We start from the raw sequence: 25,175 nt of genomic DNA on the forward strand, positions 1-25,175 counted from the left end.
CGTCACGCGACGCCGGCCAGCGGCCCCGGCAGGGGGCCCCGAGCGAAGTCTGCCCGCGCGGCGGGCAGGTGGAACTCCACCGCCTCGACCGGACGGCCGGTGATCACCGCGACCGCGGCGACGTAGCCGCGGCCCGGCGACAGGACGCGGAACCGCAGGCTCTCCGGCGGGATGTCCAGCGGCCAGCTCAGCAGGGCCGGGTCGTCGGCCGGCCCGCTGACCGCCACCTCCGTCGGAGGCACCCGCAGGCCGTGCCCGGTGGCCTTGAGCGCCGCCTCCTTGCGCACCCAGACCTTCGCGAACGCCTCGTACCTGTCCTCCTGGGGGAACGCCTCCAGGACGGCCAGCTCGGCCTCGGTGAGCGCGCAGCGGGCCAGGTCGTCCACCGGGTCGGCGGGCACGGCCTCGACGTCCACCCCGAGCGGCCCCTCGGTCGTCACGGCCACCGCGACCCGGTCCTCGGAGTGCGAGACCGACACGTGCAGCGGGAAGCCGGGCGCCCGGACCTGCGGCTTGCCGTGGTACCGGGTGCAGTCGGGGCACGACCGGTCCACCACGACGTCCTCGGGACGGACGCCGAGCTGCACGGCGCTCGCGGTGCGCAGCAGCCACGAGCCGGTCAGGAAGCGCCTGCGGTCGGCCTCGCGGCGGAACCGCGCAGCCCGTTCCAGCTCGGGCTCGCTGAGCACCGACAGCAGGGTCCCCTCCGGATGGTCGCGCGGGCCGGCCCACCAGACCTGGCACTCTCCTGGCGCCACCACAGATGCGATCACTGGTCTTCCTCCCTTGCGGCTGTGCTGCTGTGGGACAGGACGCGGCAGGCCACCAGCTCCCACCGGTCCACCTCGGGGTTGGCGAGGGTCTGCGTCACCTCGGCGCGCACCTGCGCGCTGGTCAGGGGCTCGTCCACGCGCATCCGGATGACGATGTCCCCGCCGGCCTGGGTGAGGTCCTTGTGCCAGTGGCCCGGCAGGAGCGCCATGATGCGGATCCCGTCGATCGGGGAGCCGAGGAACGGCATCCCGCGCACCTGGCGCATCGTCACCTGGATCAGCATGGCTTCCTCGTCGCCGTGCGGCGTGAAGGGGCGAACATGGGGTCTCATCTCCATCTCGTCTGCCGGAGGTCTGTCTCTCGTACCTCCACTGTGGGATCCGGGGAGGGCGCGATCCAGGGATGGCGACGTCAGGAAGCTGCAGGCCGCCGCCGCATGTTGTCACCGGGCCCGCCCCTGGTCCTAGGTCCAAGGTCCCGGGTCACGGCGACCGGACGGCCGATCCCGCGGGCCGCGGCGGACGGCATAGTCGTCCCGGAGACGACGCGGAACACGTGGGGGAGGGGCGATGACCGGACCGGACGGCCCGAGCCCGGGCGCCGCCCACCCCAGTGCCCTCAGGGGGTGTGCCAACAAATGTCCGCCGGTTCCGGTGCAGCCATCAGGCCACCGGAACCCGTACGGACGAAAGGCACATCCATGTCCATCACCCGCTCCCCGGACCGCATCCGGCGGCCGGGGTGGAGCCTCGCGCTGCTCGCGCTGGGCCATCTGATCATCAGTCTCGACTTCACCATCATCTATGTGGCCCTGCCGGACATCGCGTCCGATGTCGGTTTCACCGCGCACACCCTGCAATGGGTGGTCACCGCGTACGCCGTCCTCTACGGCGGTTTCCTGCTGTTCGGCGGGCGCCTGTCCGACCTGGCCGGACGCCGGCGGATGTTCGTGCTCGGCATGGCGCTGTACGGCGTGGCCTCCGTGCTGGGCGGCCTGGCCACGGCGCCGGCGGTGCTGCTCGCCGCGCGCGCCGTGCAGGGCCTGGCCGGCGCGGTGCTCTTCCCCGCGGTGCTGGCGCTGGTCAACACCGCCTTCGCCGAGGGCAGGGAGCGCAACCGCGCGCTGACGGTCTGGGCCATGGCGGGCGCCGGCGGGCTCACGGCGGGCGCGCTGGCCGGCGGGGTGCTCACCCAGGCCCTGGGCTGGCAGGCCGTGTTCTACGTCAACGTGCCGCTGACCGTCGTGGGCGCCGTCGCCGCCTTCGCCCTGCTGCCTCCCGACGGCCGCGCCACCCGGGGCAGCGTGGACGTGCCCGGCACGCTGACCGGCACCGCCGGCGTCACGCTGCTGATCTTCGCGATCGCGCACGGCTCGGAGGCGGGCTGGGCGCGGGCCGAGGTGGTCGCGGCGGCCGTGCTCGCGGCGGTCCTGGTGGCGGTGTTCCTGCGTCTCCAGGCCCGCGGCCGGAGGCCGCTGATGCCGCTGCGGCTGTTCCGCAACCGCGCGCTCAGCGGCGCGGTCGTGGTCATCCTCGTCTTCGGCCTGACGATGCAGGCCGTGCCGTACTTCCTGACCCTGTACCTCCAGGACGTCCTCGGCTTCAACGCGTTGGAGACCGGCCTGGCCTTCCTCGCCCCGACCCTGTCGATCACGGCCGGCAACTTCCTCAGCGAACGGCTCGTCCACCGGCTCGGCACCCGCGGCACGCTGATCGCCGGCATCCTCGTCAACGCCGTGGGCGCCGTGCTCCTGGCCCCCGGCATGCAGGGGGACGGATCCCTCCACACTGTCCTGCCCGGGATCGTCGTCATCGGCCTGGGCATGGGCATCACGTACGAGGCCATGTGGATCGCGGCCGGCACCGGCGTCCCGGCGGACGAACAGGGCCTGGCCTCCGGGGTGGCCTCCACCGCGCTCCAGGTGGGCACCGCGGCGGGCCTGGCGGTCCTGGTGGCCGTCGCCAACCAGGGCATCGAAGGGCTGGCCGGGCAGGCCCTGCGCGACGCCTCCGCGCAGGGGATGCGCGCGGCGGTCCTCGTCCTCGGCGCCGTCATGCTGACGGGCGTCCTGGCCGCGCTCAGGCTCCCCGGCCGGCGCGCCCGGACGGCCGCGGCCGTGCCCTGCGCCGAGCAGGGAAGCTGACGGAAGGCCCTACAGCGGAAGGTTGCCGTGTTTGCGCGGCGCCACGTGCTTGCGCTTGTCGCGCAGCATGGCCAGCCCGCGCGCCACCGCCGACCTCGTCTCCACCGGGTCGATCACGGCGTCGACCAGGCCGCGCTCGGCCGTGTACGCCGGATGGACCAGCTCGCGGGTGTACTGCTCCAGCAGCTCCGCCCGCCGGGCGGCGGGGTCGGCCGCGGCGGCCAGCTCCTTGCGGTGGATGATGTTGACCGCCCCCTCGGCGCCCATCACCGCGATCTCGTTGGTCGGCCAGGCCAGCGACAGGTCGGTGCCGATCGACCGGGAGTCCATCACGATGTACGCCCCGCCGTAGGCCTTCCTGACGATGACCTGGACGCGCGGCACGGTCGCCTCGCAGTAGGCGTACAGCAGCTTGGCGCCGTGCCGGATGACGCCCGAGTGCTCCTGCTCCTTGCCGGGCAGGAAGCCGGGCACGTCCACGAGCGTGACCAGGGGGATGGAGAAGGCATCGCAGAACCGGACGAACCTGGCCGCCTTCTCCGCGGCCGACACGTCCAGCACGCCGGCCAGCACGGTCGGCTGGTTGCCCACCACGCCGACCACCTGGCCGTCGATCCGGGCCAGCGCGCAGATCACGTTGGGCGCCCAGCTCTGGTGCAGTTCGAGGAAGTCGCCGTCGTCCACCACCTCGGCGATCACCAGCCGCATGTCGTACGGCTTGGTCGGCTCCACCGGCACGATCTCGGCCAGCCGGGGCCGGGCGTCGCCGGCCGCGGCCCGCGCGGGCAGCGCCGGCGGGCGGCTCATGTTGTTGCTCGGCAACATCGAGACCAGGTCGCGCACGGCGGCCAGGCAGCTCTCCTCGTCGTCGTGCACGAACGTGGCCAGCCCGGACCGGCTGGCGTGCACCTGCGCGCCGCCCAGCTCGGCGTGCGTGATGCGCTCGCCGGTGACCGCCTCGACCACGTCCGGGCCGGTCAGGTAGAGCTGGGCGGTGTCGCGGACCATGAACGTGAAGTCGGCCAGCGCCGTCGAGTAGGCGGCGCCGCCCGCGCACGGGCCGAGCACGACGGCGATCTGCGGGATCACCCCCGACGCCTGCACGTTGCGCTGGAAGATGCCGCCGTAGCCGTTGAGCGACAACACGCCCTCCTGGATGCGGGCCCCGCCGCTGTCGTTGAGCCCGATGAACGGCGACCCGCTGGACAACGCCAGGTCCATCACCTTGTGGATCTTCTGGGCGTGCGCCTCGCCGAGCGAGCCGCCGAAGACGGTGAAGTCCTGCGCGTAGACGAAGACGCGGCGGCCGTCGATGGTGCCCGATCCGGCCACGACCCCGTCGGTGTGCGGCCGCTGGGCCTCCATGCCGAGCCCCTGGGCCCGATGCCGCCGGAACATCTCGATCTCCAGGAACGAGCCCTCGTCCAGCAGCAGGTCGAGCCGTTCGCGCGCGGTGCGCTTGCCCAGCGCATGCTGCCGCTCCACGGCCTGCGGGCGGCCGCGCGCGATGTCCGCACGCGCGCCGGCCAGCTCCTCGCGCAGGCGGTCCATGGCCGACGGCGGGGCTTCCTGGAGGACCTCGGGGGAGATGGTCATCGTTTCCTCCTCGGACTCTTCCGGTATGTCCAGTTAAGGATCGATGGCCGTTTCATGTCACCTCCTGCAGTGCTTGACCGCGTCGGACATGGCAGGAAGCGGAAACGCCGATGCAGCTTGCTGCCTCGCCGAAGCCTGGTTCGCGCCCCCGCCGCGGCGCAAAGTTGGAAGTGCAAGGAAACAGCGCCACGAACCGCCGAGAAAGAGGCAGTGAAATGACGAACAGCATTGTTGCCAAGAGGATTTCCCAGTGGATTATCGCGATTGTCTCCGGGATGCTCGTCTGGGCCGTCGGCGCCACCGCCGCGCAGGCCGCCGCCGCTGCCGCCGACACGGTGGTGCTGCAGGCGGACGGCAACACCTGGCCCGCGCCGGCCGGCCCTGACGGCAACACCTGGCCGCTGCCCACCCCGCTGCCCTCCCCGCAGGGCAACACCTGGCCGTAAAAAGCCCCGACACCGGAAAGGAATTGACCGTGAATTTCGCCGAGGAGGTCTGCTTATAGGACGAGGGCCGAACACGAGAGAACCCCCGCGACCGGGTCGAGGGGGTTCGTCATGTCGTCCGGCGGGAAACGCCGGAAGAAACGCGTCAGATCCAGTTCTCCTCCTTGGCGCGCAGCGCCGCCTGGAAACGGTTGACCGCGCCGAGCCTGGCCATCAGGTCGGCGACGTAACGGCGGTAGGTGCGCACCGAGATGTCCAGCTCGCGGGCGGCGATCTCGTCCTTGTCGGCCGTGGCCATGACCGCCAGCACCCGCTGCTCCATCTTCGACAACGTCGGCTCCTCGCCGGGCGGGTCGAGGTGGTCGGCCAGCGGCACGGCCGACTTCCACAGGCCCTCGAAGTAGATGACGAGCTGGGAGATCAGGCCCGGCTCGCGGACCAGCAGCGCGCCCGTGGAGTGCGCCTTGGGGTCGATCGGGACGACGGCCACGCTGCGGTCGTACATGAGCATGCGGTCCATCGGCTGGTCGGTGACGCGGATCTCGGCGCCCAGGTGCGCCAGCTCGCGCAGGTACGACACCATGCGCTGGTCCTCCAGCGCCTTGGGGTGGAAGATCTCGCGCAGGGCCAGGCCGCGCCGCAGCGAGCGCGTGTCGAGCGGCAGCGCCGACTCGATCATCACCTCGTTGAACGGCCCGCCCGGGTGCAGGCAGAGCGTCTCCTTGTAGGAGAAGAAGGCCAGGTCGTCCAGGCGCTGGCGGACCCGCGCGCCGCTCTCCACCCGCTCGATGTCCAACACCGCGTTGGAGCGGTCGCCCTCCCGCTTGTCCTCCAGGAAGCTGGAGATGGCGTCGCGGGCGCCGAACACCCGGCGGATCTCCGCGTTCAGCTCCTCCAGGCGCTGCTCGACCAGGCGCTCGATGGCGATCCGCGGCTCGGTCGCGGTGACCCGGTGGCGGTCGTTCAGGTCGAGCATGGCGAGCCGGTCGAGCGTCTCCACCGCCGACTCCACCGTCTCGGGATCGAGGTCCAGGGCCTCGGGCACCGAGCCGACGCTCTCCCCCCGATGGCGCAGGAAGTAGCGGTAGACCGCCTCCGCTTCGGGGGTGACTCCAATGACGGACAGATCCACGCCCCACCTCCCGGGGGGTTCGGCGGCCGGAGCTTGCACTTCCATTATCGGAATCCGGACGGCCGGCGCTCCTCGCAGGTTGCGGTGTCCGCGGAGGTCAGGGCACGGGACAGGGCAGCACGGTGGCCCCCGGCGCGGCCCGGTAGCACGCGGCCCCCGGGCACAACACCTTGACGACCTCGCCGCCGGCCCGCACGGCGACCGGCTCGTGCCCGAACCGGCGCGCGGCGATCTCCGGCCAGCCGGACGGACGCAGCCCGCTCACCTCGTCCACCAGCCGCGGATCGGCGTCGACGGCCAGGCGCTCCAGATGGGCGGCGTAGTCGCCCTCCCGCTGCCACACGGCGAACCGGCGCAGGCAGTCGGGCAGCTCCAGCGTGCTCCACGGCTGCGCCCTGGCCGCCATCGCGCGCAGGAACGCCTCGCACACGGCCGACTTCACGGTACGGCCGGCCGCCGCGGCCAGTGTCGCGCCCTCGCCGCCGACGGTCACCAGGGCGACCCGGAGATCGGGCACCGACAACACGAACGCCGACATCCGCAGCCCCAGCCCCGAGGCCGCGGCCGTCACGCCGGGCGGCAGCAGGCGGTCCAGCGAGCCGGAGACCCGCAGCAGCGGCTCGCGCGGCTCGGCCCACCAGCGCGCCACCACGTCGTGGGCGACCACCTCGGCGATCGCCTCCGGCACGCCGCTGTCCACCACGCCGCTCGTGGCCGGCTCGACCAGGCATTCGTGCCCGCCCGTCCACACCACCTCGACGGGCAGCCGGTAGCGCCGCCCGCTGAGCAGGCCGGTGCCGGGCACGTGCCGCCGCAGGCTCGCCGGCGGGTCGGCGACGAAGTCCGACAGGCGCAGCTCCGTCCCCGTCCACGCGGGCTGGGGGCCGTCGCCGGTCAGGCGGCGCAGGCGGCGCAGGGCGGCGAGCCGGGCCAGGGCCCGCGCCCTGCTCTGGGCCTCGTAGCCGGCGAACCCGGCGACGATGACGGCGAGCTCGTCCTGCGGGGATTCGGCGCAGGCCAGATGGACGGCGCCGCCCAGGCAGTCGGCCGTCGGCGCGAACGCCTCACCGGCCGTCCCGGCGGCGGTCTCACCGGCCGTGCCGCCGGCCATGTCGCCGGCCATGTCACCGACCATGCCGCCGGCCGTGTCACCGGGCGCCTCACCGGTCGTCTCCGTCACCGGCCACGAGCCCGCGGGCGTGGATGCCATCGCTTCTCCTCCGCAGCGCGACGGCCGTCGCGGCCGCCGCATCCCCAGTACACGCGCGGCCGAACGGGCCCGTCAACGCCGCGGCGGCCATCCCGCAATCCGGGAGAAACCCGTCAGCAAGCTGCCACGACCGCCAGCTTGCTGACGCCTCCAGGCCCCCTGCGGACGGCCCGCGCCCGGCACCGTGGAAGGCGGAACCAGCCCGCGAGCAGAGCAGCGAGAAGGCATGTCATGGACTCTTTCAACATCGCCGCACGATTCCTCGACCGCGCCGACGGCACCAGGACCGCGCTCGTCACCCGCCAGGGCCGCGTCGACTACGCGACGCTGCGCGCCCTGGCCGACCGCGCCGGCAACGCGCTGCGCGAGCTCGGCGTACGCCGCGGCGACCGGGTGCTCATCGCCGCCGACGACAGCGTGGAGTCGGTCGCCACCTGGTACGGCGCCCAGAAGATCGGCGCGGTCACCGCCGAGGTCTATACGTTCCTGCGGCCCAAGGACTACCGCTACTTCGCCGGGTACGCCCGTCCGCGCCTGGTGGTCGCCGGGCCGTCGGCGCTGGAGAGCCTGCGCGCGGCGGGGCTGACCGGCCTGCTCGTCACCGGCGTGCCGCGCCACCTGCTGCGCCCCGGCGAGCACCACTTCGACACCCTGGTCGGCGCGCAGGACGCCCGGCTGGACCCGGTGCAGGTCGCCGCCGGGGACGTGGCGCTTTGGAAGTTCACCACCGGCAGCACCGGCGCGCCGCGCGCCTGCGTGCTGCCCGCCAGGAGCCCGCACGTCAGCTTCGACTCCTACGCCCGCGGCGTGCTGGACCTGCGCCCGGACGACGTGGTGCTGCCCGTGCCCAAACTGTTCTTCGGCTACGCCCGCGACCTGACCGCCCTGTTCCCCTTCGGCGTCGGCGCGGCCGGCGTGATCTTCCCCGAACGCAGCCGGGTGGAGACGATCTTCGAGCTGATCGCCGAGCACCGGCCCACGGTCCTGGTGAACGTGCCCACGATGATGAGCGCCATGCTCGCCCACCCCGACGCCGGCCGGCAGGACCTGAGCTGCCTGCGGCTGTGCACGTCGGCGGGCGAGGCGCTGCCGCCCGAACTGCACCGCCGCTGGAGCGACACCTTCGGCGTGGAGGTGGTGGACGGGCTCGGCTCCTCCGAGGCGTACCACATCTTCCTGTCCAACCGCCCGGGACGGGTCCGGCCCGGCACGCTCGGCCAGGTCGTCCCCGGCTACCGCGCCCGCGTCGTGGACCCCGAGGGGCGGGAGGTCCCCGACGGCGAGACCGGGCGGCTGGAGGTCACCGGCGACGCCGTCGCGCTGGAGTACTGGCAGGACCCGGAGCGGACCGCGAGCACGTTCGTGGGCGGGCGGACCGTGCGCTCGGGCGACCTGGTGACCAGGGACGCCGACGGTTACTTCCGCTACCGGGGACGGGCCGACGACCTGCTGAAGGTGGGCGGGTCCTGGGTGGCGCCCGCCGAGATCGAGAACTGCCTGCGCGAGCACCCGGCCGTCGTCGAGTGCGCGGTGGTCGGGTACCGGCTGCGCGGGCTGACCCGGCCGCACGCGTACGTGGTGGCCTCGGCGGCGGTCGAGGCGGCCGAGCTGAAGGCGTTCGTCCGGGCCCGGCTGGCGGCCCAGAAGTTCCCCCGGAAGATCACGTTCGTGGAGCGCCTGCCGCAGACGGCCTCGGGCAAGGTGGACCGCCGCGCGCTGGAGATCGGGGCGTGAGAAGCGGGCGCGCCCGGGACTGGGGGAGTTCCGGACGGGCGCGCCCGCGGTTCGGGAAACTTCTCACACGCCGCTTCTCGGACGCCGCTGTTCAGACGCCGCTTCTCGGACGCCGCTTCTCAAACGTCGCTTCTCGGACGTCGCTTGTCAGGCGCCGCTTGTCAGGCGCCGCCTGTCAGACGCCGGCGCGGGCGAACTGGCCGGGACGCCGGCCGGCGCCGGCCGGCCCGCGGTAGGCCTGCGCGATGTCCAGCCAGCGGTCGGCCTCGGCGCCCGTCGCCGTGACCGCCACGTCGGCGCGGTGCCGCCGCCTGGTCACCAGCAGGCAGAAGTCCTCGGCCGGGCCCGAGACCCGCTGGGCCGCGTCCTCGGGGCCGTAGGCCCACACCTCGCCGGAGGGGCCGGTGATCTCGAAGCGGAACTCCTCGGCCGGCGGGGTCAGCCCGCGCGACAGGTAGCCGAAGTCCCGGGTGAGCACCGCGAAGACGACCAGGTGCCGCAGCCGGTCGGTGCGCTCCAGCCGCACGCCGAGGGCGTCAGCGACGTCCTGCCCGTGGGCGAAGGTCTCCATGATGCCCGCGCACGCCAGCACGATCGGCGGCAGCGGGTTGACCAGCCACGGCACGACCTCGCCCGCGGGCACGGCGGCCAGACCGGCGTGCACCTGCGACCGTCCGGCCCGCCACTTGGCCAGCAGCGTGTCCGGCGAGTCGTTCTCGAACGCCTTGAGCGCGGCGTTCACCGCGCCGTCGAAGTTCTTCTCGGCGCCGGCCGTCATGGCCGCGAACGCCTCCGCGTCGGTGGCGGCGGCGGTGGCGAGGCGGAAGATGAAGGCCAGGTGGGCGATCTGGTCGGCGATCGTCCAGCCCAGCGCGGGGGTGGGCAGCTTCCACTGCTGGGCGTCCAGGCCCGACACCAGCGCGTCGAGCTGGTCGCCGTCGGCCGCCAGGTCGTCGAGCACTACCTCTAGCTCGGTCACGTCCTCGTTCCTTTCAGTCGGCTGTCGATGCGGTCGGAAGCGGGGTGGCGGGCGGCCCGGACCAGGCGCCGGTCCGGCGCGCGGCGGTCATGGCCGCCCAGGAGGCCGCCTCGACGAGCGCGGCGTCGGCGAGCGCGGCGTCGGCGAGCGCGGCGTCGGCGAGCGCGGCGTCGGTGGGCGCGGCGTCGGCGAGCGCGGCCGGACCCGGCGTCGCGGCCCGGAACTCGCCGACCGTGCGCGCGTCCACCTGGTGGGAGGCCAGCGCGGTCAGCAGCGCCAGCCGGGCGGCCGGACGCTGCGCGGGCGGCAGCGCGGCGGCGGCCTGATCGGCCCAGCCGCGGCCGGGGCCGGGCGGGACGCCGTCCCAGCCGGACACCCGCTCGGCGACCAGGTCGCGGACCGGGACGGGCAGCCGCCGCGCGCCGCCCTCCTCGATCGCCGCCGCGGCCCTGGCGAACGCCTCGCCGAGCCGCGGGACGCCGCCCGCCCAGGCCAGGTCGTCCGGCAGTGGCGCGCCGGGCAGCAGGCCCAGCGAGCCGCCGGGGGTCGCGGGCCGCCGCGCGGCGGGCCGCATGAGCGCGCCGAACACCCGCAGCGCGGGCCCACGCGCGGCGCCCGGCAGCTCCGGCGGCAGCGGCGAGTCGCCGAGGAACACGTTGACCATGCGGTTGAGGTACTGGAAGGTCACCGCGACCGCCACGAGCTCCACGGCCGCCGTCCCCGTCACCGGCGGGCCGCCCGCTCCGGGGGCGGCGCTCGCCCTGGCCCAGGCGGCCAGCGGCCGCAGCCCGGGATCGGCGGGGGTCAGCGCGCGCAGGGTCGCGCCGTGCACGTCCACGCAGTACGGGCAGGTGTTGCCGGCCGAGACCTCCCTCGCCACCAGCTCCCCGGCCACCCGGCCGGCCGCGCCGGCGGCCAGCAGCGACTCGCGCAGGACCAGCCAGCACGCGGCCAGGGCGCACGGCGCGGGGGAGTGCAGGGCCACCGGCGGCGCGAGCATGCCGAAGTCCCGCTCGACCTGCTCGTACACCCGGGCCACCAGGCCGCGGGCGGCGCCCGGCCGCACCGGGCGCACGTACCGCACCTGGGCGAGCGCGCCGGGCGCGGTCATCCGGCTGAGCAGCCGTCCCATCGCCGGCGCCCTACCCGCGCAGCGCGGCGGCGGCCAGCGACGCGGTGGCCCGGCGGCCGGCGGTGGAGCCGTCCGGGGCGGGCGCGCCGTAGGAGACCTGCACGCCCCGCTCCCGCGCGGCCCTGACGATCCCCGGCACGGCCCGCTCGGCCAGCGCGGAGATGGTCATCGCCGGGTTGACGGTCAGCGCGCCGGGCACGGCCGAGCCGTCCGTGACGAAGATCCCCGGGTGCCCGCGCAGCTCGTGCCCGTCGTCCAGCGCCGAGGTGTACGGGTCGTCGCCGATCCGGCACGAGGCCAGCGGATGCACCGTGTACGCGCCGACCAGGTCGTTCGTCCACGGCGTCACCGTGGCCAGCCCGTCGCGCTCCAGGATCTCCTTGCACTCGGCGTCGGCCATCGCCCAGGCGGCCGAGGTGTTCGCGGTCGGCTTGTACGACAGCCGGCCGACGCCCAGCATCTGCTGGGAGACCCGGTCGGCGTTGCCGCGCGCGGGCGGCGGCCCGAAGACGCCCTCGTTGTCGTCCTCGATCATCTGGAAGATGATCAGCCAGGACCGCCAGCGTTCCAGCATCTCCTTCTTGCGCAGCCCGAACCACGCCGGCTCGGGGCCGCCGGCCAGCGCGAGGATGGTACCCAGGCCGGGCGGGAAGTAGAGCTGCTCCAGCGAGTAGCGGGTGTACTCGGGCAGCGAGCCGTCCAGGCGGTCCCAGTTGGCCACCGTCGGGCCCTTGCCGATCTGGTTGGCCGCGTACGCCAGGCCGTCGCCGCGCTCCAGGCCCAGCACCTCGAGCACGCGCTCCTCGTTCAGCACGGCGGTGTTGAGCCGCTCGCCGTTGCCGGAGAAGTAGCGGCCCACGGCGTGCGGCATCGCGCCGAGCGCGGCCTCGCTGCGCTGCAGGATGACCGGCGTGGCGGCGGCGCCCGCGGCGAGGACCACCACCTTGGCCTCGATCGTGCCCTCGCCCTCGGTCAGGCGGTAGTCCTCGCCATGGACGATCTTGTAGTGCACCCGGTAGGAGCCCTCGGGCGTGCGCTCGATGCTCTGCACCTCGTGCAGCGGCCGGATCTCGGCGCCGTGGGCGAGCGCCGCCGGCAGGTAGTTGACCAGCAGCGACTGCTTGGCGTCGAACCGGCAGCCGGCCATCATCCAGTTGCAGTTGACGCAGGCCCCGGTGTCCACGGCCGCGGGCACGGGGTTGGCGGTGCGGCCCGCGTGCCGGCAGGCCGCCGCCCACAGTCCGCCGGAGTACGAGACGTCCTCCCAGCCCTGCTGGGTGATGGAGATCGACTCGGCGACCCGGTCGTACCAGGGGTCGAGGGTGTCGCGGCTGATCGCGGCCGGCCACATGCGGCGGTTGATGCTGCCGCGGCGCTCGAAGACGAAGCGCGGCGCGCGCGGCATGGCCGCGAAGTAGACCACGCTGCCGCCGCCCACGCAGTTGCCGCCCAGCACGCTCATGCCGTCGCCGACGGTGAAGTCGAAGATGCGGGTGTAGGACGAGCCCAGCTTGAAGTCGTGCTCGTAGTCGGCCGACTCCAGCCACGGGCCGCGCTCCAGCATCACCACGTCGGCGCCGCCGGCGGCCAGATGGTAGGCGGGGATCGCGCCGCCGAAGCCGCTGCCGATCACCAGCACGTCGGTGTGTTCGACGCCGTTCATGCGGGGCTCCCTGAAGCTGTCGTGTCCGGGTGGAGGTCGGCGAGGGGACGCCCGTAGGAGTAGGCGGGGAAGCGCCAGAGCCCGTCCGCGTCCGGCGGGGCGATGCCCATGGCGGTCAGGCCGGGATGCCCGGCCCTGATGGCGTCGGCGGTGTGCAGGTGGGCGGCGGAGTCGTAGGCCATGTAGCAGAACAGCACCAGCAGCACCCACAGCGCCTTCTCCGGGTGGCCGGGCGCGGTCAGCGTGCGCACCAGCGCGCCGCGCTCCTCGAACGGCAGGGCCACGAACGCCGGCACGCCCTCCTCCAGCACGATGCCGTGCTGGTCGGCATGGGCGCGGGCGTGCTCGTTCAGCGAGCGGGCGTAGTCGTCCAGGCCCTCGGTGACGCCGGTGGCGTCCCATTCCAGCAGCTCGACGGCGCCGGCCGCGACCGCGCCGCCCGTCGGGCTCATGCCGGCCACCGCCCGGTCGTCCGGACCGCGCTTGGGGCCGGGCACGATGGTGTCCGCGAGCGCCTCCAGCGTCTCCACCCTCGTCTCGTAGAGCAGTGGACCCATGGGTACTCCCTCGTTCAGGTCGGCTTTCGGTCGGTACGGTCGGCGGGGTCGGTGCGTGCCAGCGCGGCCCGCAGGGTGCTCAGCGCCCTGACGGTCTGGCTGCGGACCGTGGAGGACTCGTTGCCCATGACCCGGGCCGTGTCCTCGGCGCTGCGCCCCTCCCAGAACCGGAAGAAGATCGTCGCCCGCTGCCGCGGCCCGAGCCTGGCCAGCGCGCCCATCAGCACGATGCGCTCGCCCACCAGGTCGTAGGGGTCCAGCGCCGCGGCGGCGTCGGGCGGCGCGCCGCTGAGCACCTCCCGCGACCAGCGCAGCGACCTGCGGTCGCTGATGAGCAGCCGCCGCATGATCTGCCGCGCGTACGCCTCGGCGCGGTCGCGCCGGTCGAGGCCGTCCCAGTGCCGGTGCAGCGCCAGCAGAGTCCGCTGGACGAGGTCCTCGGCCTCGTGCCAGTCGTCGGAGAGCCGGAAGGCCACCCGGCGCAGCATGGGCCTCGCCTCCCGCGCGAAATCAGCGAATTCCTGCCCCCGTACATCGGCCATCACCCTCACCCCCGGAACACGGCCGTGCAATTTCCGCTTTCTTCGGCATGCTCAGAATTGAATGCGCGGTGCGCCGCAACAACCCCTAACGGACGCCCCCGCGCCCTTATCCACAAAGGCGCCGCCGCCACCCCCTATTCGCCCCTATGAGACCCCTGTTTCTCGCTCCGCGCGCTTCCCGGTCGTTCTCGCGCGCATACGCTCGCGGCGTGAGCGCCTCCGGTGCATTACTGGCGATCAGCGACCTCCACGTCGGATTTCCCGAGAACCGGGCGGTCGTGGAGGAGCTGCGCCCGCGCACCGCGGACGACTGGCTGCTGGTGGCGGGGGACGTCGCCGAGCGGCTGGACGACTTCGAGCGCACGCTCGGCCTGCTCGGCGAGCGCTTCGCCAAGGTGGTGTGGGCGCCGGGCAACCACGAGCTGTGGACCACGCCCGGCGACCCCGGCCTGCGCGGCGAGGAGCGCTACCGGCGGCTGGTGCAGATCTGCCGGCGCCTCGGCGTGCTCACGCCCGAGGACCCGTACGCGGTCTGGGCGGGGGAGGGCGGCCCGGTGGCCGTCGTCCCGCTGTTCCTGCTGTACGACTACAGCTTCCGCCCGCCCGGCACCACCCGGGAACAGGCGCTCGTCCTGGCCCGCGAACAGGGGGTGGTGTGCAGGGACGAGTTCCTGCTGCATCCCGAGCCCTATCCCAGCAGGCAGGCGTGGTGCCGGGCCCGGGTGCGCGAGAGCGAGCTGCGGCTGGACGCGCTCGACCCGGCCCTGCCCACGGTCCTGGTCAACCACTTCCCGCTGCTGCGCGCCCCCACCCGCGTGCTGCGGCACCAGGAGCTGGCGCTGTGGTGCGGCACCGAGCAGACGGCCGACTGGCACCTGCGCTTCCGCGCCGCCGCGGTCGTCCACGGCCACCTGCACATCCCGGGCACGAGCTGGCACGACGGGGTGCGCTTCGAGGAGGTCTCGCTCGGCTACCCGCACGAGCGGCGGCCGCACCACCGCGACGGCCGGGTGCTCAGGCAACTGCTGCCGGCCCCCCGCCGCGAATGGGCCCGATAAAAACCGCATTCTCAGATAAATTGCCGAGATTTCCGAAGATTTCCCAAAAAAGGGCGATTTGTCATGCAGCGTACTGCGCGCCCGCGAGCGTGTACCAGGTGGCAACCGAAAGGCAATGCATCCGGAGCGCCGAGGAATCGTCGCGCCCCCCGGGAATTCTCCGGCCGGAGAATCGACGGGGGACGCGCGCCCGAGGGCTTCCGGGTTCCGGGAGACCATATGGACGACGTCATCGAACGAGCGGTCCTGCGGGTCATCGAGAGCATGCAGGAGAACCACGGCGAGCAGCTCACCATTGACGACATGGCGCGGACCGCGATGTTCAGCAAGTTCCACTTCTCGCGCGTCTTCCAGCGCGTGACCGGGCTGTCCCCTGGACGGTTCCTGTCCGCGGTGCGGCTGCGCGAGGCCAAACGCCTGCTCGTGTCCACCTCGCTCAGCATCACGCACATCAGCCACCAGGTCGGCTACTCCAGCGTGGGCACCTTCAGCTCGCGCTTCACCCACAGCGTGGGCCTGTCGCCGAGCAGGTACCGGCAGTTCCTGAGCGTCACGGCGGCGGACCTGGCCGGCGGCGAGCGCGCGTTCGGCGGCCCGGCGGCGACCCTGCACGGCGTCGTGACCTCGCCGCTGGCCGACCGGCCGGTGTTCGCCGGCGTCTTCCCCGGCCAGATCCTGGAGGGCAGACCGGCGAGCTTCACCCTGATCGACCGGCCCGGCCCGTACGTGCTGGAGAACGTGCCCAAGGGCACCTGGTACCTGATCGCCCAGTCCGTGGCCGAGTCCCGCGAGGACGCCGTGCACCACCCGCCCCAGGGTGACGCCGCGACGTGCATCGCGCGGATCGGGCCGATCGAGGTGGGCGGCGGCGGCAGCGAGCGCGCCGACCTGCGGCTGCGTCCCATGAACGCGCTCGACCCGCCCGTCCTGCTCGCCCTGCGCGACCTGCTGGCCTGGACCGACACCCACACCTGACAGGAAGGGGCGGCACGTGCGGAAGGGCCCGCGGACGACGTCCGCGGGCCCTTCGGTGATCTCCGGTCCCTAGGCCGGGCTCACCGTCATCGGCAGCCCGCCGCGCACCCGCAGCGACAACATGGCCTCCGGCACCGCCCGGCGGCCGGGCAGCCCGGTCAGCCGCAGCTCCCGGGTGACCATCGCCAGCACGAACGTGGCCTCCATCATCCCCAGGTGGTTGCCCACGCAGAAGCGCGGGCCCGCGCCGAAGGGGATGTAGGCGTACCGCGGCCGGTCGGCGGGCGCGCCCGGCTCGAACCGCTCGGGACGGAACGCGTCCGGCTCCCGCCAGTACGCCGGATGCCGGTGCAGCGTGTACGGGCTGACGAGCACGTCCGCCCCCGCCGGGACCCGGTACCCGCCCACCTCGTCGTCCTCCCGCGCCACCCGGGTCAGCGCCCACACCGGCGGGTACAGCCGCATGACCTCCTCCAGCACCGCCGCCGTGTAGGTGAGCCTGCGCAGGTCCTCGTACACCGGCGGCCGGTCGCCCAGCACCGCGACGGCCTCCGCCCGCACCCGCTCGCGCACCTCCGGATGCCGGTCCAGCAGGTGGAAGGCCCACGACAGGGTGCTGGCGGTGGTCTCGTGCCCGGCCAGCAGCACCGTGACCAGCTCCTCGCGCAGGCGCTGCCGGGCGGCCCGCGGGTCCTTCCGCAGCCCGGTGGACTCGATCAGCAGGGACAGCAGGTCGCCACCGCCGGTCGGGTGCGCCAGCCGCTCGGCCACCAGCTGGTCCACGACCCGGTACAACTCCCGCCGGGACCGGCGGAAACGCAGGTGCAGCGGTAACGGCAGCCACAACGGCACCATGGCCAGCGTCACCATCTCGAACATGGCCTGGTCCTGGACGCCCTCGAAGGCGTGCCCGACCGAGCCGTGCGCGCCGAGGTCGGCCGCCAGCAGGGTGCGGCCGAGCACCCCGAGCGCCAGGCCGGTCATCTCCCCGGCCACGTCCACGGGCCCGCCGCCCACCCGGGCCCGCAGCCGCTCGACCAGGCGGCCGGCCTCCTCGGCCAGCACGGTGTCCTGCTGGGCCAGCCGCTTGTTCTGGAACAGCGGCTGGATGGTCCTGCGCTGCTGCCGCCACCGCTCGCCGTCGCTGGTCAGCAGCCCGTCGCCGATCACCCGCCGGGCCTCGGCCAGGCCGATGCCCTTGCGGTAGTTGCCGCTGTTGTCGGCCAGAACGTGCTTGGCGTGGTCGGGATGATTGAACAGGTAGATGCTCTTCGGGCCGATCGTCATGCGCACCGCGTCGCCGTACCGGGCGGTCGCCTTCGACAGCAGCGCGAGCCGGTCGCCGACCAGCCGCCGGTACAGGACGGGCGCCGCCCAGGGCGGCGGGCCGGGCGGCACGCGGCCGCCCAGCGCCACCGGGCGGGTGCCCAGTGTGGTCACGCCGACACCCCCTGCAGGGCGGGCGAGGTCTCACCGAAGCGGCCCCGGTAGACCAGCAGGCCGTCGCAGTCGTCCCGCCGGCTCAGGGACAGCACCTCGCCGACGAAGATCGTGTGATCGCCGCCGTCGTAGGCGCGCCAGACCCGGCACTCGAAGCGGGCCGCCGCGCCCGCGATGAGCGGCACCCCGGTGACCTCGCCCGGCGTCACCTCGACGTCGGCGAACTGGGCCAGGCCGAGCGGCCGGTAGCGGTCGGCGAAGTGCCGCGCTTCGGCCTCCTGGTGCCCGGCCAGCACCGAGACCCCGAACGACGTGGCCGCGGTGATGCACTGGTGCATCACCGCGCCCTTGCCGACGCACACCAGCAGCAGCGGCGGGTCGAGCGAGACCGAGGTGAAGGAGTTGGCCGTCATGGCGTGCGGGACCTCGCCGCCCGTGGTGATCACGGTGACGCCGGTGGCGAAGGCCCCGAACGCGTCGCGCAGCGCCTTGGCGTCCGCGACCTGCGGCGCCGGGGCCGATGAGTGGAGTTGCACGGTGACCTCCTGGGTCCGGGTTCTAGGCCAGGTACGGTTCGAGCGCCCTGACCAGGGGCTCGGGGACCCTCGCCGGCGCGGTCTTGGTGTTCGGCCCCCGCATGCAGGCCACGCGCTGCCTGCCGCGGGCGACGAGGACCTCGGGCGCGCCCGGGGTGACCCGGACGTAGTCGAAGCCGAACTCGATCTGCGTCTGCGCCAGCTCGATCAGGCGCATCCGGATGGACAGCTGGTCGAAGGCCGTGATCTCCGCGAAGAACTCGCAGTCGACCTTGAGGGTGAACAGCTTGAGGTCGTCCTGCAGGTCGGCGAGCACGTCCCGGGCCCGTTCCATGAGGAACATCTCCCGGCAGCGTCCCTGCCAGCGCAGGTAGTTGACGTAGTAGACGTTGCCGACGAGGTTGGTCTCCTCGAAGCCGACCGTGTGCAGGTACTCGTAGTAGGTGCCCATGGGCTAGGACCGCCCTTCGGTGAGTATCGCGACGACGACGGGGGCGGGCAGGCCGTGCACCCGGGTGGCGAGCGTGGCCACGGCCGCGCCGCCGCCGGTCAGGACCACCCACCCGTCGGCCGCGGCCCGGGTGACCGTGAGCGGCACGTCCGTCCCCGCCGCCGTCCCCGCTGCCGTTGCCGCTGCCGCTGCCGCTGCCGCTGCCGCTGCCGCTGCCGCTGCCGTGGCCGCTGCCGCTCCCGCGGTGCGCAGGCAGGCGAGCGCGGCGCGAGTGCGGGCGCGGGCGGTGTCCGCGTCCTCCCCGCAGGCCGCGGCGATCTCGCCGGCGAGCGCGTCCCGCCCGTCGCCCCGGTCGTCCCGGTCGCCCGGGTCGCCGGGCCCGGCGGCGGTGACGGGCTCGACGGCGCACGACAGCGGCCCTGGGGCGGCCACGCACACCGTCAGTCCGGGCACGTGGGCCGAAACCGTCCGCACGCCCTCCGCCGTGCCCTCCGCCGTGCCCTCCGCCGTGCCGAGCCGGGCCGCGGCCAGGTCGCCGGTGCCCTCGCCCGGCTCCACGACGACCGCCACCCGCGCGCCCGTCAGGTCCTCCAGCGTGCGCTCCAGGTACGGGCCGAGCAGCGGCGCCGCCCACGGACCGGCCCCGCCCTTCTTCCGCACGGCCTGCAACCGCAGCCCCTCCCAGCGTTCGACGACCTCGCCGTCCTTCGTCCGGACCGCGACGTCGTAGACGTAGGCGTCGCCGTCCCTGGACCGCTCGGAGGCGCAGTAGCGCACCTCGTCCGCGCCGGACAGCGCGGCCCCGGCCGGGTGCACGCGGTCGATGCCGGTCGGCAGCAGGGTGGCGTCGGGCACGCACACCTGGTTGCCGTGCATCAGCGCGTCCCGCATGCCGGGGTCGCCCAGGAGCAGGTCCGGCGGGAGGAACCCGGCGAACCAGTCGCACTCCTGCGCCACCTGGAGGTCGGCGTCCACCTCGCGGGCCGCGGCCCGGTGGTAGCGGCGCAGCCGCTGGAAACGCCTGCCCTGGAAGAGCACCTCGCCGTAGAGCTGGGTGTCGGGGTCCAGCGCGACCGGCGGCAGCTCGTCGCCGGACTGCTCGGGCGGGCCGGCGGGCGGGGCGCCGGCGTCCAGGCGCAGCACGGCCGTGAAGTGGTCGACGTCGAAGCCGGTCTCCTGGCTGCGGATGGCGACCGCGACCGTGTCGTGCCCGGTGACCGTCGCCGCCACCCGGAGCGTGGTGCTCCCGTCGGGCGGCACGATGATCGGCCGGACGAACTCCGCGTGCTCCACGACGGGCGCGCCGGCCCGGCCGGTGGCCGCGTACGCCACCTGCGCCATGGCCTCCAGCCCGAACACCGCGGGGAACAGCAGGTTGCCGTCCAGCAGGTGATCGGCCAGGTACAGGTCGGTCCCGGCGTTCACCTCGACCTCGCTGACCAGCTCCACGCCGTGGTAGCGGACCAGCGGCGTGCCGACGAAGCGGAGCAGCGGCAGCTCCGGCTCCTCCCGGCGCACGGTGTGGATGCCCTCGGTGCGCCCACTGATCACCACCACGCCGGGCGCGTCGGGATCGCTCACCAGGCGGCGCATGATCTCCACGCCCTGGTCCACCGGGATCGGCGTGATGCCCTGCTCGACCAGCCGGTCCACGACCGACAGCCGCTCACCCATGCCGACCTCGGACCAGACCGACCACTCCATGCAGATCGCCCGCAGGCCGGGATGCCGCTCGCCCGCCTCGCGGGTCAGGTCGGCCAGCCACTCGTTGGCGGTCGCGTAGTGGCCCTCGCCGTGCAGGCCGGCCCGGCCGATGATGCTGCCGAACGTCACCAGCAGCCGCAGCCGTCCGGGCTCGACCGCCTCCAGCACGTTGCGCAGGCCGTCCACCTTGGGGGCGAACGTGCGGCGGAAGGCGTCCAGGTCCAGCCCGGCGATGCCCTCGGGCTCGTTGCGCCCGGCGCCGTGCAGGACGGCGGTCACCGGCCCGAGCGCCTGCTCGGCCGCGGCCACGGCCGCCCGCACCTGGGCGGCGTCGGTGACGTCGGCCCTGGCGTAGTGGACGGTCAGCCCGGTCGCGGCCATGCGCCGCAGGTTCGCGGCCAGCTCCTCGTCCTGGGCGGGGTCGGAGCGGCCGAGCACGGCCACCTTGGCCCCGCCGGCCATGGCCATGGCGCACTCGGCCGTGATGCCCTTGCCGCCGCCGGTCACCAGGAGCACGTCGGAGCCGGTCAGCGGCTCCTCGGCCCGCTCCTGCCGGTACGGCAGCGCCCGCAGCGTCGGCACCCGCCGCACGCCGGCGGCGTCGTAGTGCACCTCGCAGAAGGCCGTCGTGGCCGCCGCCTCCGCCGCTACCCGGGCGGCGGCCTGCGGCGCGTCCTGCGGCAGGTGCACGACCGTGGTGGGCAGGCCGCTCTCCAGGTGGAACGTCTTGGCCAGCCCCGCCGCGCCGCGGCCGTGCTGGACCAGGACGAGCCGGGTGCCCGGCCCGCCGGCCAGCGCCGCCTTGGCGCCGAGCAGCGCCTGCTCCAGGTCGTCGGCCGCGCACCGCGCGGGTAGGCACACCAGGACACCGGAACCGATCTTCTCCCCTTCGAGTGCCTCGCGCAGCGGCCCCGCCAGGGACGCACCGGCGGGCGCGAACACCTGCCACGTCCCCGCGCGCTCCTCGGCCGTCCGCCGGGGCAGCGGCTGCTCGTCCAGGTCCACGGCGAACGGGCGCACCCACGGCGCCGCGCCCGCCACGCCCCGCGCCGACTGCGCGCGCGGCTGCGCGGCCAGCCGGTCCAGGGCCTCGCCCAGCTCCTGGAGCGTCGCGGTGGCGACGTTGGCCGGCGCCATGCCCGCGGGCACGCCCAGCTGCTGGGTGGCCTGGTCGATGATGTGCATGACGGTGACCGAGCTCAGGTGCAGCTCGTCCAGCGGCTTGCTGTCCTCGGTGACCATCTCCAGCGGCAGCTCGGCGCGTTCGGCGGCCAGCCGCCGCAGCAGCTCGACCGTGGACTCGCCCGGCTTGGCCGCGGCCCCGCCGTTCGCGCCGCCGTTCGCGCTGCCGTTCGCGCTGCCGTTCGCGCTGCCGTGCGGATCGGCCGCCCGCTCCGCCGGCTGCGGGGCGGCGGCCTTGACGCGCACCTGCGGCGCCTGCTCGGCCGGGCTGGTGAAGAACGAGAACGCCGCGCCGATCTCCAGCGGCTTGACCAGCCGCCCGTGGAACAGCTCCTCGCAGTCGACGGGCACGCCCGCCACGTGCGCGGCGCCGGCCACGCCGAGCAGCCCGGCCAGCGACTCGCTGTCGGTGTCCAGGGCGACGGCCGGCACGTCGGTCAGCTCGGCCGCCAGCCTGCTGAGCACCCGACCGGGGCCCACCTCGACCAGCAGGTCCGCGTCCGCGGCCACGGCGGCCAGCGCCTGGGCGAACAGCACGGGCGCGGTGATCTGCCGGTGCAGCAGCGCCGGGACGTCGGTCCCGGCGGCCAGGTCCTCGCCGGTGACGGTGGAGACGACCCGCCGGGCGACCGGCCCGAACCGCTCCTCGGCCAGGTATCCGGCCAGCGCCTCGGCCGCCGGGGCGACCAGGGGCGAGTGGAAGGCGTGCGATACGTTCAGCCTGGTCCAGGTCAGCCCGGCGCGCTCGGCCCGGCGGCCGGCCTCCTCCACCGCCGCCACCGGCCCGGCGACGACGGTCTGCAGCGGCCCGTTGTACCCGGCGATCACCACCGGCAGGTCGCCGGCCAGCTCCAGCACGGTCTCCGGCGCGGCCCGCACGCCGGCCATCGTGCCCGGCTCGCTGCGCTCCCGCATCGCCCGGCCGCGCTTGGTCGCCACGCGCAGCAGCGCGTCCTCGTCCATCGCGCCCGCCCAGTGCAGGGCCGACAGCTCGCCCAGGCTGTGCCCGACGGCCGCGTCCGCCTCGATGCCGAGCAGCGACAGCGCGCGCAGGCCCGCCATCGAGCCGGTGACGATGCGCGGCTGGGCGACCTCGGTGGCCGCCATGTCGCCGTCCGTGGGCAGCGCCGCGGTGGCGTACACCTCGGCGACGTCGGCGAAGCGCCTGGCCAGCGCGCCGCCGTCGGTCCCGCGGCCCGAGCCCTGCCCGGGGAACAGGAAGCCGATCCGGGGCCGGGCCGATGCGCGGCCGACGAACGCCTTGCCGTCGGGGGTGGACAGCGCGTTCTCGCCGGACTCCAGCGCCGTCAGCACCCGGGTGAGCTGCCGTACGGCGTCGTCGGGCGAGCTGACCACGACGGCCGCCCGGAACGGCAGGCCGCGCAGCCGCCCGCGCAGCGTGGCGGCCAGGTCGGCGAGCTGGCCGTAGGACACCTTGGGCACGAAGTCGAGCAGCTCCGACACCAGGCCGCGCAGCTCGTCCCAGGTGCCGCCGTCCAGCAGGAACAGCTCCGCGTCCTGGGACGCGGCGGCCAGCGCCTTGACGCGGCTGGACACCCGCCGCCGCGGGCCGGTGTTCTCCAGCACCACGTGCGTGTTGATGCCGCCGAAGCCCATGGCGGTCACCGCCGCGCGCAGCGGCGCGCCCTGCGGCCACGGCTCGGCCGTGCGCAGCACCCGCAGCGTGGCGCCCTCGTCGGTGAGCACCTGGTGCGGGTCGACGCACCCGATGGTCGGCGGCAGCACCTGCTCGTGCACGGCCATGGCCGCCTTGATCAGGCCCGCCACGCCCGCCGCCGCCTTGGTGTGGCCGATCATGCCCTTGATCGAGCCGACCGCGGCCGGCCGCGCGGCCGCGGCCCTGGCCCGCGACAGGGCCGTGAGCTCGGTCGCGTCGCCGAGCGCCGTGCCCGTCCCGTGGCCCTCGAACAGCTCGACGCTCTCGGGGCCGAACCCGGCCTTGTCGTACGCGCGGCGCATCGCGAGCAGGTAGCCGCTCACCTCCGGACGGGTGATCCCGCCCTTGCCGTCGGAGGAGACGCCCCAGCCGGCGATCGTGGCGTAGATCCGCCGCCCGGCGGCCAGCGCGTCCTCCTCGCGCATCAGCACGACGATGCCGCAGCCCTCGCCGGGCCAGAAGCCGTTGGAGTGCCGGTCGTAGAGGCGGAAGTCGCTCTTGGCCAGCGCGCCGGTCTTGGCGAACCCGATCACCTCGAACGGGTCGATGGACAGGTCCACGCCGCCCGCGACGGCCACGTCCACGTCGTGGTCGGCCAGCGCCTTGCCGGCCGTCACCACCGACAGCAGGGACGAGGAGCAGGCGCCGTCCACGGTGTAGCCGCCGCCGTTGAGGTCGAAGTGGTTGCAGATGCGTCCGGCGATCGTGTTGGACAGCCCGCCGGCCAGCGTGTCCTCGTCCACCGGCGGGAACGGGCTCTTGTAGGCGGCCTCGTAGTCGGCCAGGAACGCGGCCAGGCGCTCGTCGTCCCAGCCCTGCTCCTTCAGGGCCGCGGCCAGGGTGCGCCGCACGTACGGCCAGCGCAGCCGCAGCACGTTCGCGCGGGTGAACTCGCCGGTGAGCGTGTTGCCCACGACGACCCCGGTGCGCTCGCGCGGCAGCCCCTCGCCGCCGGCGAACCCGGCGTCGGCCAGGGCCCGGCCGGCCATGTCCAGGGCCAGCCAGTGGGCCAGGTCGGTCGACCGGTACGTGCTGCCGGCGATCTTGTGTGCCACCCGGTCGAAGGCGTAGCCCTCGATGACCGCGGCGGTCTTGGCGTAGAAGCGGTCCGGCGCTGCGGGATCGGGGTCCCAGTAGTCCTCCAGCCGCATGCGCTCGTCCGGGAGCCGGCGGAAGGCCCGGCGGCCGGCCACCGCGTTCTCCCACAGCTCGCGGGGAGAGGCGGCGTCCGGGTACCGGCAGGCCATGCCGACGATCGCGATCCTCGTCATGCCTTCGCGACCTCTTCCCGCGCGTGCTGCAGCGCCTGGGCGGCGGCTGCGCTGACCCTGGCGGCGTCGAGCTCGCGCGCCTTGTTGACGATGTGCAGCGCCCACAGGAAGCCGCCGCGGATCAGGCAGACCGCCGCCGTGGCGAAGAAGATCCCGTACGGGATGTTCATCCCCATGAGCAGGCCGTACACCACGGCCACGCCGCCGCCGAAGGCGACCTGGGACAGCGGCCTGGACGGGCTCGTGCCCGGGTCGGTGATCATGTAGTTGGTGAACAGGATGAACGCCACCCCGGTCATCATCGACAACCCGCCGAGGATGGAGATGTCGTCGATGATCAGCCCGCGCACCACGGCCTGGAGGGCGAAGACGCTCACCCATCCGCCGATCAGCCACATGCGGCCGGTCAGCTTCCCGTTGATCATGGTCCCGCCGATGATGATGATCCCCGGGATGATCCAGTCGATCGGGTTGTCGACGTTCTCCGTGAAGTGGTACGGCGGCGCGATGCTGGCCCACGGCAGCAGCAGCAGGATGATCGCGATGCCGAAGTTGGACGGGTTCATGAAGTGCCGCATCCGCCCGCGCACCGGCGCCTTGAGCACCCACTTGGCGCCCACGGCGACGGTCACGCCGAACATCATGACCAGCACCTGGTCGTTGACGTAGATCAGCATGTTGAGCGCGATGGAGGTGATGTGCGCGGGGTAGAGGAACTCCATCAGCCCGCGCGGGCCGTTGCCGAGGAAGCGCGGCGCGCGGCCCTCCTGGCGGGCGCCGATCACCTCAAGGATGATCTCCACGGTGTAGCCGGTGGCCAGCGCCACGAACGGCCACGACCACGGCTGCTCGAACCCCAGCACGGTGTAGCCGAGGATGTTGAAGATGGTGATCGAGATCGCGAACCGGCGCAGCGCCGTGATCACTTTGGGATCGTGACGTGGCGGGGTGATCGTCTTGGCGGCCATGCCG

The 25,175-nt window shown here is 74.0% G+C and carries 20 protein-coding genes; 5 read left to right on the plus strand and 15 right to left on the minus strand.

The genetic code is table 11. The annotated features are described in order from the left end of the window. Nucleotides 1-2: 2 nt before the first annotated feature. Together ACFYYW_RS16035 and ACFYYW_RS16040 are read right to left on the minus strand one after the other, a co-directional pair. Complete coding sequence (locus tag ACFYYW_RS16035) at nt 3-773, minus strand: 4'-phosphopantetheinyl transferase superfamily protein (RefSeq protein ID WP_352329774.1); 771 nt, start codon at nt 771-773, stop codon at nt 3-5. Continuing rightward, complete coding sequence (locus tag ACFYYW_RS16040) at nt 770-1,105, minus strand: hypothetical protein (protein WP_352329776.1); 336 nt, start codon at nt 1,103-1,105, stop codon at nt 770-772. The genes ACFYYW_RS16035 and ACFYYW_RS16040 overlap by 4 nt, the downstream gene beginning before the upstream one ends. A 369-nt stretch (nt 1,106-1,474) precedes the next feature. Between ACFYYW_RS16040 and ACFYYW_RS16045 the strand changes: the two genes are divergently transcribed. Continuing rightward, nucleotides 1,475-2,917: an MFS transporter gene (locus tag ACFYYW_RS16045; RefSeq protein ID WP_387649299.1), complete on the plus strand. Its 1,443-nt coding sequence runs from the start codon at nt 1,475-1,477 to the stop codon at nt 2,915-2,917. Between the two features lie 9 nt (nt 2,918-2,926). Here ACFYYW_RS16045 and ACFYYW_RS16050 read toward each other — a convergent pair whose 3' ends face one another. Then, a complete protein-coding gene (locus ACFYYW_RS16050) occupies nt 2,927-4,513 on the minus strand; it encodes an acyl-CoA carboxylase subunit beta (protein ID WP_387649302.1) in 1,587 nt (528 codons plus the stop codon). A gap of 275 nt (nt 4,514-4,788) precedes the next feature. Between ACFYYW_RS16050 and ACFYYW_RS16055 the strand changes: the two genes are divergently transcribed. Further along, nucleotides 4,789-4,959, plus strand: coding sequence for a hypothetical protein (locus ACFYYW_RS16055; protein WP_352354823.1), 171 nt, complete (start codon nt 4,789-4,791; stop codon nt 4,957-4,959). 145 nt (nt 4,960-5,104) lie between these two features. Here ACFYYW_RS16055 and ACFYYW_RS16060 read toward each other — a convergent pair whose 3' ends face one another. Then, nucleotides 5,105-6,091 (minus strand): helix-turn-helix transcriptional regulator, encoded by a 987-nt coding sequence (locus tag ACFYYW_RS16060; RefSeq protein WP_364420244.1) that lies wholly within the window; start codon nt 6,089-6,091, stop codon nt 5,105-5,107. Nucleotides 6,092-6,188: 97 nt separating this feature from the next. Continuing rightward, nucleotides 6,189-7,301 (minus strand): hypothetical protein, encoded by a 1,113-nt coding sequence (locus ACFYYW_RS16065; protein WP_387649305.1) that lies wholly within the window; start codon nt 7,299-7,301, stop codon nt 6,189-6,191. 231 nt (nt 7,302-7,532) lie between these two features. On the opposite strand from ACFYYW_RS16065, the gene ACFYYW_RS16070 reads away from it, so the two are divergent. After that, nucleotides 7,533-9,035 carry a benzoate-CoA ligase family protein gene (locus tag ACFYYW_RS16070; protein ID WP_387649307.1) on the plus strand — a complete coding sequence of 501 codons (1,503 nt, stop codon included), beginning with the start codon at nt 7,533-7,535 and terminating at the stop codon, nt 9,033-9,035. Nucleotides 9,036-9,210: 175 nt separating this feature from the next. Here ACFYYW_RS16070 and ACFYYW_RS16075 read toward each other — a convergent pair whose 3' ends face one another. The 5 genes from ACFYYW_RS16075 to ACFYYW_RS16095 are packed head-to-tail and all read right to left on the minus strand — an operon-like array spanning nt 9,211 to nt 13,908. After that, complete coding sequence (locus ACFYYW_RS16075) at nt 9,211-10,014, minus strand: TIGR03084 family metal-binding protein (RefSeq protein WP_387649310.1); 804 nt, start codon at nt 10,012-10,014, stop codon at nt 9,211-9,213. Between the two features lie 13 nt (nt 10,015-10,027). After that, entirely contained in the window at nt 10,028-11,146 is a 1,119-nt protein-coding gene (locus ACFYYW_RS16080; RefSeq protein WP_387649313.1) for a carboxymuconolactone decarboxylase family protein, read from the minus strand. A gap of 10 nt (nt 11,147-11,156) precedes the next feature. Continuing rightward, nucleotides 11,157-12,809, minus strand: a complete 1,653-nt coding sequence (locus ACFYYW_RS16085; protein WP_387649315.1) for a GMC family oxidoreductase N-terminal domain-containing protein — start codon at nt 12,807-12,809, stop codon at nt 11,157-11,159. Beyond that, on the minus strand, nt 12,806-13,366 hold the full coding sequence (locus tag ACFYYW_RS16090) for a DUF5987 family protein (RefSeq protein ID WP_352330936.1): 561 nt from the start codon (nt 13,364-13,366) through the stop codon (nt 12,806-12,808). The genes ACFYYW_RS16085 and ACFYYW_RS16090 overlap by 4 nt, the downstream gene beginning before the upstream one ends. 14 nt (nt 13,367-13,380) lie before the next feature. Next, nucleotides 13,381-13,908, minus strand: coding sequence for a sigma-70 family RNA polymerase sigma factor (locus tag ACFYYW_RS16095; protein ID WP_364392078.1), 528 nt, complete (start codon nt 13,906-13,908; stop codon nt 13,381-13,383). 209 nt (nt 13,909-14,117) lie between these two features. Between ACFYYW_RS16095 and ACFYYW_RS16100 the strand changes: the two genes are divergently transcribed. Beyond that, nucleotides 14,118-14,966 carry a metallophosphoesterase family protein gene (locus ACFYYW_RS16100; RefSeq protein ID WP_387649318.1) on the plus strand — a complete coding sequence of 283 codons (849 nt, stop codon included), beginning with the start codon at nt 14,118-14,120 and terminating at the stop codon, nt 14,964-14,966. Between the two features lie 219 nt (nt 14,967-15,185). Then, nucleotides 15,186-15,941 (plus strand): AraC family transcriptional regulator, encoded by a 756-nt coding sequence (locus tag ACFYYW_RS16105; RefSeq protein ID WP_352331111.1) that lies wholly within the window; start codon nt 15,186-15,188, stop codon nt 15,939-15,941. A gap of 69 nt (nt 15,942-16,010) precedes the next feature. Here ACFYYW_RS16105 and ACFYYW_RS16110 read toward each other — a convergent pair whose 3' ends face one another. From ACFYYW_RS16110 to ACFYYW_RS16130, 5 genes are read right to left on the minus strand one after another with little or no spacing between them, the layout of a single operon-like run. Further along, nucleotides 16,011-17,381, minus strand: coding sequence for a cytochrome P450 (locus tag ACFYYW_RS16110; protein WP_387649320.1), 1,371 nt, complete (start codon nt 17,379-17,381; stop codon nt 16,011-16,013). Next, the gene (locus ACFYYW_RS16115) at nt 17,378-17,917 is read right to left on the minus strand and encodes a flavin reductase family protein (RefSeq protein WP_352329447.1); all 540 of its coding nucleotides are present in this window, start codon (nt 17,915-17,917) and stop codon (nt 17,378-17,380) included. Before ACFYYW_RS16115 ends, ACFYYW_RS16110 begins: the two co-directional genes overlap by 4 nt. Nucleotides 17,918-17,939: 22 nt before the next feature. Further along, entirely contained in the window at nt 17,940-18,368 is a 429-nt protein-coding gene (locus ACFYYW_RS16120) for an acyl-CoA thioesterase (RefSeq protein WP_352329445.1), read from the minus strand. A 3-nt stretch (nt 18,369-18,371) separates the two neighbouring features. Beyond that, entirely contained in the window at nt 18,372-24,203 is a 5,832-nt protein-coding gene (locus ACFYYW_RS16125; RefSeq protein ID WP_387649323.1) for an SDR family NAD(P)-dependent oxidoreductase, read from the minus strand. Then, nucleotides 24,200-25,171, minus strand: coding sequence for an enediyne biosynthesis protein (locus tag ACFYYW_RS16130; RefSeq protein ID WP_352330166.1), 972 nt, complete (start codon nt 25,169-25,171; stop codon nt 24,200-24,202). Before ACFYYW_RS16130 ends, ACFYYW_RS16125 begins: the two co-directional genes overlap by 4 nt. Between the last annotated feature and the right edge of the window lie 4 nt (nt 25,172-25,175).

Origin of the sequence: Nonomuraea sp. NPDC001831 (genome assembly GCF_042892035.1) — a bacterium.
Classification (GTDB): domain Bacteria; phylum Actinomycetota; class Actinomycetes; order Streptosporangiales; family Streptosporangiaceae; genus Nonomuraea.